General features: G+C 40.8%; 14 protein-coding genes. 7 read left to right on the top strand and 7 right to left on the bottom strand.

Features of this window, described 5'->3' with window-relative positions; translation table 11 throughout:
• Positions 1-532: 532 nt before the first annotated feature.
• Together H5203_RS14665 and H5203_RS14660 are read left to right on the top strand one after the other, a co-directional pair.
• Positions 533-853: a helix-turn-helix domain-containing protein gene (locus H5203_RS14665; RefSeq protein ID WP_259401956.1), complete on the top strand. Its 321-nt coding sequence runs from the start codon at positions 533-535 to the stop codon at positions 851-853.
• Complete coding sequence (locus H5203_RS14660; RefSeq protein WP_182819909.1) at positions 837-2225, top strand: HipA domain-containing protein; 1389 nt, start codon at positions 837-839, stop codon at positions 2223-2225. The genes H5203_RS14665 and H5203_RS14660 overlap by 17 nt, the downstream gene beginning before the upstream one ends.
• 890 nt (positions 2226-3115) lie before the next feature.
• Here H5203_RS14660 and H5203_RS14655 read toward each other — a convergent pair.
• The gene (locus H5203_RS14655) at positions 3116-4114 is read right to left on the bottom strand and encodes a YecA family protein (protein WP_182819908.1); all 999 of its coding nucleotides are present in this window, start codon (positions 4112-4114) and stop codon (positions 3116-3118) included.
• Positions 4115-4430: 316 nt separating this feature from the next.
• Here H5203_RS14655 and H5203_RS14650 point away from each other — a divergent pair, with 316 nt between their 5' ends.
• A complete protein-coding gene (locus H5203_RS14650) occupies positions 4431-5141 on the top strand; it encodes a hypothetical protein (RefSeq protein WP_182819907.1) in 711 nt (236 codons plus the stop codon).
• A gap of 240 nt (positions 5142-5381) precedes the next feature.
• On the opposite strand, the gene H5203_RS14645 is transcribed toward H5203_RS14650, so the two are convergent.
• Together H5203_RS14645 and H5203_RS14640 are read right to left on the bottom strand one after the other, a co-directional pair.
• On the bottom strand, positions 5382-6215 hold the full coding sequence (locus H5203_RS14645) for an ABC transporter substrate-binding protein (RefSeq protein ID WP_182819906.1): 834 nt from the start codon (positions 6213-6215) through the stop codon (positions 5382-5384).
• A gap of 202 nt (positions 6216-6417) precedes the next feature.
• Positions 6418-7284 carry a LysR family transcriptional regulator gene (locus H5203_RS14640; RefSeq protein WP_182819905.1) on the bottom strand — a complete coding sequence of 289 codons (867 nt, stop codon included), beginning with the start codon at positions 7282-7284 and terminating at the stop codon, positions 6418-6420.
• Positions 7285-7524: 240 nt separating this feature from the next.
• Here H5203_RS14640 and H5203_RS14635 point away from each other — a divergent pair, with 240 nt between their 5' ends.
• Positions 7525-7806 (top strand): putative quinol monooxygenase, encoded by a 282-nt coding sequence (locus H5203_RS14635; protein WP_145239884.1) that lies wholly within the window; start codon positions 7525-7527, stop codon positions 7804-7806.
• 50 nt (positions 7807-7856) lie between these two features.
• Here the strand turns inward: H5203_RS14635 and H5203_RS14630 are convergent, their stop codons facing one another.
• Entirely contained in the window at positions 7857-8162 is a 306-nt protein-coding gene (locus H5203_RS14630) for a hypothetical protein (protein ID WP_182758583.1), read from the bottom strand.
• A 113-nt stretch (positions 8163-8275) separates the two neighbouring features.
• On the opposite strand from H5203_RS14630, the gene H5203_RS14625 reads away from it, so the two are divergent.
• Positions 8276-9187, top strand: coding sequence for a LysR substrate-binding domain-containing protein (locus tag H5203_RS14625; RefSeq protein WP_149981972.1), 912 nt, complete (start codon positions 8276-8278; stop codon positions 9185-9187).
• 17 nt (positions 9188-9204) lie between these two features.
• Here the strand turns inward: H5203_RS14625 and H5203_RS14620 are convergent, their stop codons facing one another.
• Genes H5203_RS14620 through H5203_RS14610 form a run of 3 tightly spaced genes read right to left on the bottom strand, consistent with a single transcriptional unit; the run spans position 9205 to position 10618 of the window.
• A complete protein-coding gene (locus H5203_RS14620; protein WP_145239878.1) occupies positions 9205-9576 on the bottom strand; it encodes a response regulator in 372 nt (123 codons plus the stop codon).
• 53 nt (positions 9577-9629) lie between these two features.
• Positions 9630-10172 carry a DUF6942 family protein gene (locus H5203_RS14615; RefSeq protein WP_182819904.1) on the bottom strand — a complete coding sequence of 181 codons (543 nt, stop codon included), beginning with the start codon at positions 10170-10172 and terminating at the stop codon, positions 9630-9632.
• On the bottom strand, positions 10169-10618 hold the full coding sequence (locus H5203_RS14610) for a YaiI/YqxD family protein (protein WP_145239874.1): 450 nt from the start codon (positions 10616-10618) through the stop codon (positions 10169-10171). The genes H5203_RS14615 and H5203_RS14610 overlap by 4 nt, the downstream gene beginning before the upstream one ends.
• Positions 10619-10741: 123 nt before the next feature.
• Here H5203_RS14610 and H5203_RS14605 point away from each other — a divergent pair, with 123 nt between their 5' ends.
• Together H5203_RS14605 and H5203_RS14600 are read left to right on the top strand one after the other, a co-directional pair.
• Positions 10742-11278 (top strand): lipocalin family protein, encoded by a 537-nt coding sequence (locus H5203_RS14605; protein ID WP_149981969.1) that lies wholly within the window; start codon positions 10742-10744, stop codon positions 11276-11278.
• Between the two features lie 247 nt (positions 11279-11525).
• On the top strand, positions 11526-13427 hold the full coding sequence (locus H5203_RS14600; RefSeq protein ID WP_145239870.1) for an alkaline phosphatase PhoX: 1902 nt from the start codon (positions 11526-11528) through the stop codon (positions 13425-13427).
• Positions 13428-13476 lie beyond the last annotated feature (49 nt).

Raw genomic sequence — 13476 nt, 5'->3', positions numbered from 1 at the left:
GGTCAGGAAAGTCTCGAAATTGGACAATGATCAATGAAGTAAATTTGAATCCAGAGAAAAAAGAAGAAGTGCGGGCGGCATAAAATTTAACTTGATGCGACAACTAACTTGAAAAACTCCGGTTAGCAAGCTTAACGCCTAAGGTAGTAAAAGGAGCTAGGATTTGCTCGTAGCTCGAAGCCCGTCGCTCGAAGCACTTTTTATCTTATCTGTGTAGCGCAGCCTCGGTGAGCTCGGTGGTAAAATTGTTTTTAAAACAATCACAAGCAAGGTAAAGGTGCTAGGTTCTAGGGAAGTGACTAGGAGCTAGGATTAATCCGTAGCCCGTTTTTTCAACTTGTCAGTTTTACTCTATAAACTAGTCAATTAAAATTTACTTATGGGTTTTAATTTAATTACAAGCCACCATAAGTTAAATGTATTTTACTTATGGTCTTATTGATTAATTATTTAGTCTAAAAGTAAAGTATCGTTGACTTTTTCTTAAGGTATTCTAGAATTGGTTGTATAAGTAAACTATAGTTGACCATAAATGAGCGATTCCTCCGTCAAAAAAACACTCGGAAGAGTTGTTAAGCGTACTGAAATGCCTGAGCTTTCTAAGCCATTTTCAGCCATGCAGCTGGCTAAAGCCATTACTGCAAAGCGAACTGGTATGAAGCTGACATTAGTGGATGTATCACAAGCGCTTGCTATTTCTAAGCCTACGCTAATAAAAATAGAAAAAGGTGATGTAACTGTGCAACTGCATAATGTACTAAAAGTTATGGAGTATTTAGGGTTGTCGTTCAGCCTTGTCAGTGATGATATAGCTCATAGCAATGATGAGGTGAGCGATGAACAGTGGTACTAACACCAATCGTCTAGATGTGTTTATCGGTCAATCGCAAAAAGTGGCTGAGATAACGCTGGCAATAGGCTCTGAAAATGAGATTTCATTTACTTATGAGGCTAAATGGATCAACGAGGGTTTTGCTGTTTCACCACATTTGCCACTCAATGGCGATTTTGACTCTCGTGCAGTACGTAATTATTTGCAAAACTTATTGCCTGAGGGGAAAGGCCTTGAGGAAATAATTAGCAGTACGACTATTTCAAAAAATAACACCTTCGGCTTAATTAAAGTGATTGGCGAAGAAACATCGGGCGCTTTGTCGTTTAGAGCAAGTAATCGTGCAGTAAAGCAAACCTCCTTTCGTGAAGTAACGAATTACCAATTGAGTCAAAAGCTGAAGCGTTTTAAGCAAGCGGGCGAGCCTATTACATTATGGGACGGGCGAACGAGGCTCTCTGTCGCTGGGGTTCAAGATAAGCTTAATTTACTCGAAATCGACGGCAGGCTGGGGTTTGGTGAAGGCGAATTATGTTCTAATAAAATATTTAAGTTTGAAACGGGCGCTGCGCCTTTCATTGCCGTAAATGAGTTATTTACTATGTTGCTGGCAAGAGGCGCAGGACTTGATGTGCCTGACGTTGAATTGCGTAGCTATGGTGAAATGCGGGCCTTTGTTATCGATCGTTTTGATAGGCGTGTTGTTAAAGAGCAAAACCGAGTGTTACGTCGTCATGTTATTGATGGGTGCCAAGCGACAAATTTGCCTCCTTCTTACAAATACGAGCGTCAGCACGGTGATCAGGGGGACGGTATTTATATTCGAGATGGTGTTTCTTTTCCTAAGCTCTTCAATATTGAAACAGTGAATCTGCAAGCGTATCAGGCGCAACTTATTCGCTGGATAACATTTAATATTTTAGTGCGTAATTATGATGCTCATGGTAAGAACATTAGTTTTTTTGTTGGCAAAAATGGTTTAGAGCTCACACCGTTTTACGACTTGGTTAATATAGAAGCTATTATTGAACAGACGGGTATTGATTGTGCAAAAGGTGGTTCAAAGCTAGCTATTTCAAGGCATTATGCAATGTCGCTAGGTGACTATAATTCACAAGGCGCGGGTAATTTTAGTAATGAAATAACGGCTTATATGTTAGCTGATTTTGCTGATGAGTTTGATATTTCTCTTGCGCGTATGCAGCTACTGATGAGTCAAACAATTCAGTCAGTATTAGCTGCAATAACAATGGCTAAAGCGACTGCTATTGCAAATAATTTGTCTAATAGTGAACTAGAACACATCGGCTTATGTATTAACATTATCAATAAAGCCGCTGGCGAACTGAGTGAGCAGGTTGAGCTGTTACCAAGTATGAAAGCGTTTATTTAAGTTTCTTCGGTGTAAGTAAAAGGCGATAGGGAAGTGACTAGGTGCTAGGCTGAATTCATAGCACGTCGCTCGCAGCTCAAAGCCCGTTGCGTTGTATTCTTATTTACCCTCATTGTCTTCTCTTTGTGCAAATTGATTGTAAGTGATGTATTCACCACAGAGATTAAGAGGCGCTACGCTTTAGAGAAAGAATATAAAGACCGCGTCAGCAAGCTTAACGCCTACGGTAGTAAAAGGAGCTAGGTGCTAGGATTAATACTTAACCCGTGGCTTTTTATCTTCTCTGTGTAGCGCCGCGCCTCGGTGAGCTCGGTGGTAAAATTGTTTTTAAAACAATCACAGGCAAGATAAAGGCTCTAGGTTCTAGGGAAGTGACGAGGTTCTAGGGGATTGTATTCGTGCGTTGTATTCTTGTTTACCCTCATTGTCTTCTCTTTGTGCAAATTGATTGTAAGTGATGTATTCACCACAGAGATTAAGAGGCGCTGCGCTTTAGAGAAAAAATATAAAGACCGCGTCAGCAAGCTTAACGCCTACGGTAGTAAAAGGCGCTAGGTACTAGGATTTGCTCGTAGCTCGTTGCCCGCATTATTTTTACCTTCTCTGTGTAGCGCAGCGTCTCGGTGGTAAAATTGGTTTTAAAATAATCACGGCTAAAGCGCGTTCCTACGACAGTAAAAGGAGCTAGGTGCTAGGATTTGCTCGTAGCTCGAAGCACTTTTTATCTTCTCTGTGCAGCGCCGCGCATCGGTGAGCTCGGTGGTAAAATTGTTTTTAAGATAATCACGGCTAAAGCCAGTTCCTACGATTTCAATTCGCAAATTCACACAGTGAGGCAATTAAGTTTGTTATTTGCCTCACTGTGTGAGGCGAATAAAGTGTGCACTTTTTTATATATCAAACGCAAAGGTTTGTTTTAATAAAGGTTGTATATTTGTTTTTATCGCAATGGGTTTGCCATCTGCAAAGCGCTTAGGGTTTACCGTAATAAATCCCCAAAACTCTAAAAACCGCTCTATAAAACGGGATCTGATTAAAACACCTAACAGATCTTGTGGCTCTTTGTATTGCGTAGCTGGCACTTCATTTAGTAGGGCAGGAAATGCGGTAATGACTTCTTCAGTCAATTGCTCAACTGAACCGTGTATTTGGATCCGCCATAGCATAAATACCCAAAAAGTACGTAGATCGCAATCACTGACAAAGCTATCAAAATAGGCCCAATTATAGCGTGTGGTGGCAGCTTCAAGCATGGGTAAGAAGAAAGCTTTAATACCCTGTGTTTGATACTGTTTTTGGGCGGTTTTTTTAACATGGAAACGGCCGCTCTTAAGGTAAATAATACCTGCAATATCAGCCAAAATTCGGGTGTAATGTAAGGCGTTAATTTTGTCTTCGTTACTACCTGCAAACTCACTGATACTGACAGGCTTTTCATACTCAGATACGGCAAACTCTGGGAGTAATTCACTTGCTTGCTTGGCTATTTTGGCTGGTAAATTACCTTTGGTTGTTGCTTTAAATGATCCTCCTTGTTGCATCGCTTCATCTAGTATTATCGCTAAGTAGCACATCACAGGACTTGTTGTTAGCTCATTCGGTATACTTATTGTTACCCCTGCCAACTCATTAAATGGTGCTCTTAGCCAATTATCCATTTGATTGGCTGACAGGCCGCAAAAATCATCTAATGAACTATTGTTGATGCCTGAAATTTTATGTTGAGCTATCAGATTCATTTCATCTAGGCTTAAATCAGGGTTAGCCGCAATAGTGTGTGCTATTTCGTCAAATACTTCGCTGTGCTGCTTTGATGCGCTATCCATACAACAACGCTTATATTTTTTACCGCTATTACACGAACATGGATCGTTTCTGCCTAACTTCATATGAAATAACTCTTAGTTTCGAAACTTTGCGTAATTCTAATCAATTTACTGATGTTGGGTCAAAGTAAGGTTTGCAATGATTTGATATTAGCAAGCTTAAATAGCCGTTTCTACAATTGTAAAAGCGCTAGGATGTTTGCATAAACTCGCTAACTCACACAATGAGGCAATTAAGCAAGCTATTTGCCTCTGCTAAATATTAGAAGCATCCTGACACAGGGGGAGGAGAATAGTTGTCGGAAACTTCTAATTGAAAGTCTTGCTGCTAGCGTAAAAAATGCTACGCTATCCCTAATTTAACGACAGTGATGTATATATGATTAAAAGGATTTTATTGGCTATCTGCGTGATTTCATGCAATAGCACATTGGCCGCAGAGCAGTATTCGCAATCACGGTGTGATGCTATTAAAGCCGAGCGAGAAAAAGTTCAGGATAGAATGAGGGCAGGATATAAGGCAGCTGAAGGTGAGCGTTTACGCAGGCGCTCAACTGAGTTGTTTGAAATATTGGGTCGTCACTGTATAAGCCCAACTAATGGGAGGAGCTACAGTTCAGGTTCACGAACTTATAATCGCTCATCTGCGAATGATTTATTAAATAAAAAAGTTCATGATTCAACGGTCTATAGTAAAACATACGACAGTGATAGCAAACGACTGGCGTGGAGTAGCTTTTACCAATATCCTGAGCGCTGCCGTGCTAAAGAAATGCAACAAACTGACTTTGTTTGGTGCAGTGAAAATCGAGCTGAGCAGCGTGCAAAATTTGAAGCCCAGTGGCAAGCACTAAGCAAAGCAAGCGCGAATGTTAAACAGCCAACGGTTGTTTTATCTCAACAAAGCACTACTGCAATACCCACAATTACACATTCGATGACGCTAACCCCAGTGTCAAAAGCTGATACCCGTTTGAATACAGTTGCTTTGGAAAAAGAAGGCTATAACTACAAAGTTTGGCAATTAGTGGCTGTTGGTTGTCTTGCCTTTATGGGAATTTTTGGTGCTTACCGCTGGTTTAAAGATTAAGTGCAAACAAGTCGCGATATAAAATCGCTGCTACGAAGGTCGATTATTTAAATTTCAGCGGTAGTGTATTTTACAGCTTCTCTGTGTTAGCCCGCCAACTTAATTCTTTCTAACTCTTCTAATGAGGCGAATAATAGTTGCAACGCCAGCATCTAATTAAAGTGCAACAGGTCGCTCTAAGTAAACGCCGAGTTAGGTTAGGCTTATTGTCACGTAAAGCATGATCTAAGGGTTAACTCGTTACTGTAACTTGACTTGGGGAAGATAATCGCCTTGCTCTAAACCTTTAAAGTAAGCTTGGTAACGGCCATTTTGCTTAAACTGTAATAAGTACTGATTAAAGGTGTTGAGTAGTTTTTCACTTTCGCTGCTATTTTTTGGAAATAGTAAGAAGCTTTTATTAATTAACAGGGGTTTGGGGTGGTGGCTAATAACATTAACAAGATCGGGTAGTTGGTGTTTGAGGGTAAAGTAGCCAACACTTTGCTCTTCAGCAAAGGCGTCGATACGCCCTAGTGCTAAACGGCGGAAGTTTTGCTCGGTATTACCTACCCGCGACATTTCAAAAGAGCCTTCGGCAAGGGCTTTATCAAACTCTGGACCATAACTATAGCCAAGCCCACCACCGAGTAATAGGCCTTTTAAATCTGCAATATTTTGCCAATCAAAATGGCGCTGCTTTTGATAAAAAAACACAAATCGTTCACTGAGCACTGGTTCGCTATATAAGTAAGCCGTTGCTCTTTCGTCACTGAACATCCATACCGCAGTAGCGGCATATTTGTTATTTTCGGTATCGTGATATGCACGTGACCAAGGTAAAAATGTAAAGTTAACGGTAATGCCTGCTTCAGCAAATATATCGCGAATTAAATGCGCTACTACGCCTTGGTATGGCAGCGATTCACTGAGAAAAGGCGGCCATTCACCTGCGCTAAGTTGAATTGTCGTTGAGTCAATACTTTGCGCTGTCGGTACTGCTTTAGTGGCTTTACTTACACACAACAGTAGTAACAGACTAGCGTTGCATATATTACGTAATCGTTTAGCTGTTCGCATTGTGTAATTTAGCATTTATGATCATGGTAAAAATATCTGCATTGGTTATAAATTCCTCATTTATGATACTACAGTAGCGATCACGCAAAAGCGAATTAGTTAATAAACTTGTGTGCGGCTTATATGAGTTGTCTGATGAGTGAAACCTGGTTGTGGTGTGAAGCAAAGTAAACAACGCTGACAACGGCGCTTTAATCGCAGAGTTTGGCTGCGCAAATTAATTACCGAGCGGTACAATTTCACCTTGTAAGCAGGGCTGCTCTGCGATTGCTTGCTGAATATTGGTGATCAGCTTATTGGCGGTGGCTGATGGCGTGCGAGTATGCGCCCACATGGCGTAAATTGGGCGAGCGGGTAGCGGTATGTTTTGCGCTACATAAGCAAACTGTTGCTTGGCGTTTAAGCTGGCAATTTCGCTCATCGGCAATAAGCCAGCTCCCACACCCGATTGCACTAGCTGGCGTGCAATGGTTATGTCGTAGCAATAGGTGATATGGTCAAAACAGCTCTTTAATTCGCTGAGCAGCGCTGCTGAAAGTTGTTTATCGGTGTAGGGCAAAATTAGGCGATTTTGCGGTGCCGTTTGTTTTTTAGTAATTACCGCTGTGGCAATTGAGCCGAGCCGCTTTTGATAAAAGCTTGAATCTTGTTGTTCGCCAATTCGTATCGCTAAATTAAAGCGCTGTTGGCTAAGCTGACTGTTTAAGTTATTTGGATAAATATGCAAATTGAGCTGAGCGTGTGATGTTTGAAACGCACTAATTGCGCTCATTAGTGGCCCGGCAATCAGGTTTTGTGGGCACAGAAGATAAAATTCTTCGTTGATATTTTGTTTACTTATTACCTGCTCAACCTGACTCGAAAGTGTTAAAACAGTGTTCGCGAGCGAGTCATAAATATGCTGCCCCGCGCTGGTGAGTAAAATTCCTCTTGCACTGCGCTGTAATAGTGGCGTGCCTAACTTTTGTTCAAATGCTTGGATGCGTCGCGATAAGGTCGATAAATTTAAATTAAGCTCTGTTGCTGTTTGGCTCATGCTTTTGCGCCGCGCAACTTCGGTAAATAAATACAGGTCGTCTAGCATGTTATTTTCTCAATCTTAGTTTGCATTTTGGTCACTATTTTAACGGCTGCTATCAAAATATAGTAGTAGGGCATAGACGCAACTATGAAAATTCATTTTACATTTATCAAGTTGATATGGCTTTTTATGTTGTTTTTGTTCGGAGTATGGGCAACTTATTTAAATTTAGCTTTAACCCTAACGTTTTATGATTGCCGGTTCAATGCATTGAATGCATTTCTTTGAAAGTAGTGAGATTTTATGATTAATATAGTAGCTAAAATTACCCCAAAGACAGCGTTGTTCGCTGAGTGTAAACGTAAATTACAAGCGATTGTGGCACCCACTTTAGCTGAAGCGGGCTGTATTCGCTTTGAGTTATACACGGGTGATAATCAAACATGCTTATTTTTGGTTGAGCGGTTTGTATCGCAACAAGCACTTGATGAGCATTATCAACAAGCTTATACAAAACAAGTTTTTACATTTTATGAGAGTGCATTAGCGAAAGCCGTGGAAATAAATAACTTAGCTGAAATCTGAAAAATAGGCGCTTTATGTTGCTGGGAATAACGGCATAAAGCTCCCATAGCTTATAACATATTTAGTATCTGCTTAGCTTTTATACGAGTTAAGCATGCCGCCATTGGTTGCTTTTTAAATTGCTTAGCTGAAACGGTTTGCTCTTTCCCCATATATTGATTATGCAGGGTTTGCACACTGACTTTACAGGTCACTTTATGATCATTTTCAACATAACGTAATTCGACTCTTTGCGCTTTGTTGATTAAGTTTTTGTATGGGTAGCCTTCATCGGTATCAAGTTTTATTGTGGTGTTAGCTTGCGCTTGGTTGCTAAAGCTAATTAATGTAATAACTAATATAATTAAATATTTCATTGTGTTAACTCTTCATTTTGCTTGGTTGGTAATATAAGTATTGCCTGATGTAGAAAAGCTGACAAACGATTAAAAATTGCTTATGCTTTAGTTTTTCTTAATTGTGAATGGCTATGACTCTACCCCCATTAAAAAGTCTCTGGTATTTCAAGCATGCGGCTGAATTGGGTAGCTTTAAGTTGGCTGCGGAACAATTATTTGTTAGCCAAGCCGCGGTGAGCCAACAGATCAGGTTGTTAGAAGCTCATTTAGGATGTCGGTTATTTAAGCGGCAAACTCGATTTGTAGAACTAACACGCCAAGGCGAACAATTGCTCCCGGCTATCTTGCAAGGGTTTAGTCATTTTCAATCTGGGATTAATTCGTTAAGCCAAGATACAAATCCACATAGTTTAAATTTATCGGTTTTACCTTCGTTTGCCAGTGGTTGGTTATTGCAACATATTAATGATTTTCAACGTCACCATCCTGGCATTCATTTACGTATTGATCCTAGCGATCAACATGCAAATTTTGCCTCTGGTCAGGTTGATTTAGGCATTCGTTTTGGGTTAGGGCAATATCCCGAGTTACACAGTGAGTTGGTCGCTGATGACAGTTTGTTACTGGCTTATAAACCAGGGTTGCTTACCCCACAATTACCTTTAAGAGCGCAATTATTACAACAGCAGTTAATTATGGATGTTTGCCCTGATGCAGAGCGTGGTTGGCAAACATTAGCGGCTGAATTAAACATTAGTACTACAGCAATGCCGGTATTTTTAGAAATCGATAACGCAGCCTTGGTGATCCAAGCGACGTTGGCGGGTCAAGGAATTGCGTTAGTGAGGCGACGTTTAATTGAGTCCCATATCAAATTCGGGCAGTTAGAAGTTTACCCAAATTTTGAATATAACTGCCACTATAAATATTATTTAGTGGGCCCTAAGGAGCATTTTAATTGGCCAAAGGTAATCGCTTTTCAAGCTTGGTTATTATCTAGATTTCAGCAAGATGATGACGCACTTAAACAATGTTTAAAGTAACATAGCGTTGAGATTGACTAACTTTCTAACTTCATAACTTTCTTTAACTGGCTATCTAACACATTTAAATTAAAAGGTTTTACAATAAAGCCTGACACTTTCGCGGCGATAATTTCTTTGATTGCTGTGGAGCTGTCTTCGCAGGTGATCATTAACACCGGGATTTCGGCTAACTCTTGGTCATCACGAATACGATTGAGTAAAGTTTTGCCATCCATTTTTGGCATATGCAAGTCGGTGATAACTAAATCATAGCCTTGGTTTTGTAATAAACTTAATGCTTGTATTCCATCAGTCGCTTCAACAATATCGTGATAATTTAGTTTTCTTAACATATTTATTAATACATGGCGCATCAAAGGCATATCGTCAACGACGAGGATTTTCATAAAGTTAAATTGTCCATAATATTCAAATTACCTTAAGGTTAGTTAACAAAGTCTTACTCTGCCACAAAACACTGGGCAACTAGCTGACTAAGTCGCGCTATTTTTATATTGCTAAGTTGGCGGTAATCAAAGTATGGACACACAATCAACTTGTTTACTTTATCGATAGCAAATTCTTCATCTAACCACTGTAATTGGCACTGTAGGTGTCCTTGCTGCAGCAGCGCTTTAGCATAGGTGCGTCCGGCAATAATATGCAAGGTATTATTGTTATTTAAAACCGGAGGGCTAAAAAGTAAGGCAGTTTGACTATTAAGCTGCAGCAGTTGTTCATCACGATAGTGTTGCCAAGTCGGGGCGAGTTTGGCGAAGTGGTAATACTCGCTAGGCAGTGCAAATAACACTTTAGCATATACATTAAATACTTTACGCCAGCCATTACCACAGGCTTGGTTGATGCTGGCAATTTGTCCATCCACACATGAAGTCACTGTACTTAGGTTGGTGTACTGTGGCATCGGTGGTACATTCGCTACATACACAGCGACTGTAAAAGCTGGGTCACCAAAGCCTATATTACTTGCAGCCTTACTCATTTATTTTTAGCTAGAATGCGGTCTAGATTATTAGCAAAGTTTTGACGATCACTTTGGCTAAGCGGTGGCGGTCCACCGTTCATTTCAACGCCACTTGAACGCATAGTATCCATAAAATCGCGCACATTTAGTAACGAGCGAATATTTTCACTGGTATACAGTTCGCCGCGAGGATTTAGCGCTTGGCCGCCATTATCGATTACTTCTGATGCTAGCGGAATATCACCGGTGATCACTAAATCATTGGCTGCAATACGTTTGACTATTTCGTCATCAGCCACATCAAATCCTGATGAGACCTGCAACCGGCTAATGTATTTTGAAGGCGGAATACGCATTGCATGATTAGCGACTAAAATTGTTTCAGTTTGCGTACGCTCTGCGGCACGAAACAAAATTTCTTTGATCACCACTGGACAGGCGTCAGCATCAACCCATATCTTCATTGTTAACTTCTAATAGTTAGTAAAAAAATGATCCTAACCTAAGGCTTTTAGAACAACTAGTATTAAGTGAACTTTTTATGCTTTACTGCGTTGGTGGCCTAATTAACTATCAAGGAATCAACGATGAAAAATCAATTATTTATCACTCTTACTCTGTTCGTCAGTAGTTTACTGCTTGGCTGTACTGGCATGCCCGATAAGGTTGCACCAGTGAGTCCTTTTTCCATCGAACAGTACCAAGGTAAGTGGTATGAAATAGCCCGATTAGATCACTCTTTTGAGCGGGGTTTAGATAATATAACAGCGGATTATACAATTAACGATGATGGCTCTGTAACTGTGCTAAACCGTGGTTTTAATAGCGAGGAAAACAAATGGAGTGAGGCTCAAGGTACTGCGAAATTTGTTGATAGCAATGATGTTGGTCATTTAAAAGTATCGTTTTTTGGTCCTTTTTACAGCTCTTATATTGTATTTAAGTTAGACCAACAAAATTACCAATATGCGTACGTATCTGGCTACAATAACGATTATTTGTGGCTATTATCGCGTACCCCCACAGTGAGTGAGCAACGCTTAGCTGACTTTAAAGTGCTTGCGCAGCAAAAAGGCTTTGATACTGACAACCTGATTATGGTTAAACAGAACAGTACCCCATGACTGTAAATCCCCTTTACAGTGTATCGATGGCACTAAAGAGTGCCATTTTTTAGCTTTTAACAATTCATACGCTTTTTAGTCAATACAACTAGGAATATGTAATTCATTAGTCAAAGTTACGTCCCTAAAACATCATTTATATGTAAGAGAACTGAAACAACTTCTGGTCACACTTATTCTTGAAATTTTTCTAACAATAATCAGGCTCGGTTGAAACTTTTAACAGGCCAATTTCAAGGAGTAAGTAATGAAGCGTGTAGCATTATCTTTAATTGCTGGAGCCGTCACTTTAGCATTAACAGCGTGTAACGGAGACGACGGAAAACAGGGCGAGACCGGTTCACAAGGTCCTGTCGGTGAAGCTGGTGTAGATGGCAGCAACGGTGTGAATGGTTCGGATGGAGCTAACGGCACGAATGGCAGCGATGGCACAAATGGTGTTGATGGTGCTAATGGTGTTGATGGAAAAAATGGTGGCAGTGGCTTAACACGGTTAGCGACTGTGCCAGCGGGGGCTGAAGTCACAGGCATTTTTTTAAGTGATGGCGGTGACTTGTTTTTCAACGTTCAGCATCCGTCAGACACGAATACGGCAAAAGATTCAGTTAATGGTAAAGTTATTGATCGAGGCACTGTTGGCGTATTACGTGGGGTAAACTTTAATAATTTACCGCGTAATATTATCAATTCGCCAGTACCAGAAAGTGAGTTTGAACGCCAAACTGTGATTGCAGCGCTTGGTGAATATCAAATTCTTGGTCAAACCGGTGATACTTATGCTGAGTTAGGTGACAGTGGTCTGGCTGGTGGTTTAGGTGTGCACTACGGTATTAATAATAATCAAAAAATCATCGAAAATAATAATCCAGATTTTAATGGTTTTATTGCTGCAGGCGAAAACGAAGGCTACCTCTTTACTAACTGGGAATCTTACCCTGGTGGCGTAAGCCGATTAAAAATGTCAAAAAGTGCAGAAGGTGCTTGGTCTGTGACCGATGCTATGATGATCAACTTTGACGCAGTGAAGGGGACGGCTGCTAACTGTTTTGGGTCAGTTTCTCCGTGGGGCACCCCGCTAACTTCAGAAGAGTGGATCGTTAATTCAACGGTTAACTCAACCACAGATGCATCATGGAATGATCCGAGTGATACAGGTACAGATGGTATCGAAGCACTTGTTGCTCCTGATTTCCCAAATCCTTACCGTTATGGTTATATCGCGGAAATTCAAAAACCAATGACCGATGCGCCAGAAGTGGTAAAGCATTACACCATTGGTCGTTATGAGCATGAAAACTCGGTAGTTATGCCAGATCGTCGTACCGTATATTCATCACAAGATGATACCGGTGGGGTATTATTTAAATTTATTGCCGACCAACCAGAAGATTTATCCGCAGGTACTTTATATGGTGCAAAACTAACCCAAGATGCCGGCTTAAACGAGCCAACTGTCACTGGTTTTGATGTGCAGTGGGTTGAGCTTGCCAGTGGCAGCAATGTTGATATTGAAACCTGGATTGCACAATACGATGGTATTAATACCAGCGATTATGTTGCCGGTAAAACAAGTTATATGTCACTAGCTGATGTACAAGCATGGGCAGATGGTAAAGCGACATACCCTAGCGAGGCCGAAGGTGGTAGCCCTGTTACAGCAGGCAAACCGATGGATAACCGTGCCGCATTTTTAGAGTCTCGCCAAGCGGCTAAAATGAAAGGTGCTACCGCCGAATGGCGTAAGCTTGAAGGTATTAGCATCAATCATGATCGTGTACTCGAAGCGATCACTGGGCAAGATGTTATTGCAAATGAAGTTGTTACAAAAGCGTACATGTATATCGGTATTTCAGATCTCGATAACACCATGGTTGATGACGAAGGCGATATTCAACTATCAAGACGAGTAAAAGACTGCGGTGGTGTATACCGTGCGCACATTGATACAAGTTACAGCTTAACTCGCATTGAACCGGTGATTATGGGCGGTACATATCGTTCAAGCCTGACTGGCGCTGAGCGTTGTGATGTTGAACAACTTTCACAACCAGACAATGTGATTGTTATGCGTGATGGTCGTATCATTATTGGTGAAGATGGCTTCCAAGAAAACAATACGTTGTGGATGTACGATCCACAGTCTAAGTAATTTAAGCGTTAGATAAAGCGTTTTTAGGTGGGTAAACCCTGTGTTTACC

Source organism: Pseudoalteromonas sp. SG41-1, from assembly GCF_014164575.1.
Taxonomy (GTDB): Bacteria; Pseudomonadota; Gammaproteobacteria; order Enterobacterales; family Alteromonadaceae; genus Pseudoalteromonas; species Pseudoalteromonas rhizosphaerae.
Note: the sequence above shows the minus strand (reverse complement) of the source record. Positions and strands in the feature narration are given on the sequence as shown.

Bases quoted from the DNA above. Each gene is read 5' to 3' on its own strand.
- H5203_RS14630 (WP_182758583.1), bottom strand. From the start codon at position 8,162: ATGAAATATTTAATTATATTAGTTATTACATTAATTAGCTTTAGCAAC.
- H5203_RS14605 (WP_149981969.1), top strand. From the start codon at position 10,742: ATGAAAAATCAATTATTTATCACTCTTACTCTGTTCGTCAGTAGTTTA.
- H5203_RS14660 (WP_182819909.1), top strand. From the start codon at position 837: ATGAACAGTGGTACTAACACCAATCGTCTAGATGTGTTTATCGGTCAA.
- H5203_RS14625 (WP_149981972.1), top strand. From the start codon at position 8,276: ATGACTCTACCCCCATTAAAAAGTCTCTGGTATTTCAAGCATGCGGCT.
- H5203_RS14635 (WP_145239884.1), top strand. From the start codon at position 7,525: ATGATTAATATAGTAGCTAAAATTACCCCAAAGACAGCGTTGTTCGCT.
- H5203_RS14620 (WP_145239878.1), bottom strand. From the start codon at position 9,576: ATGAAAATCCTCGTCGTTGACGATATGCCTTTGATGCGCCATGTATTA.
- H5203_RS14655 (WP_182819908.1), bottom strand. From the start codon at position 4,114: ATGAAGTTAGGCAGAAACGATCCATGTTCGTGTAATAGCGGTAAAAAA.
- H5203_RS14665 (WP_259401956.1), top strand. From the start codon at position 533: ATGAGCGATTCCTCCGTCAAAAAAACACTCGGAAGAGTTGTTAAGCGT.
- H5203_RS14645 (WP_182819906.1), bottom strand. From the start codon at position 6,215: ATGCTAAATTACACAATGCGAACAGCTAAACGATTACGTAATATATGC.
- H5203_RS14650 (WP_182819907.1), top strand. From the start codon at position 4,431: ATGATTAAAAGGATTTTATTGGCTATCTGCGTGATTTCATGCAATAGC.
- H5203_RS14610 (WP_145239874.1), bottom strand. From the start codon at position 10,618: ATGAAGATATGGGTTGATGCTGACGCCTGTCCAGTGGTGATCAAAGAA.
- H5203_RS14600 (WP_145239870.1), top strand. From the start codon at position 11,526: ATGAAGCGTGTAGCATTATCTTTAATTGCTGGAGCCGTCACTTTAGCA.
- H5203_RS14615 (WP_182819904.1), bottom strand. From the start codon at position 10,172: ATGAGTAAGGCTGCAAGTAATATAGGCTTTGGTGACCCAGCTTTTACA.
- H5203_RS14640 (WP_182819905.1), bottom strand. From the start codon at position 7,284: ATGCTAGACGACCTGTATTTATTTACCGAAGTTGCGCGGCGCAAAAGC.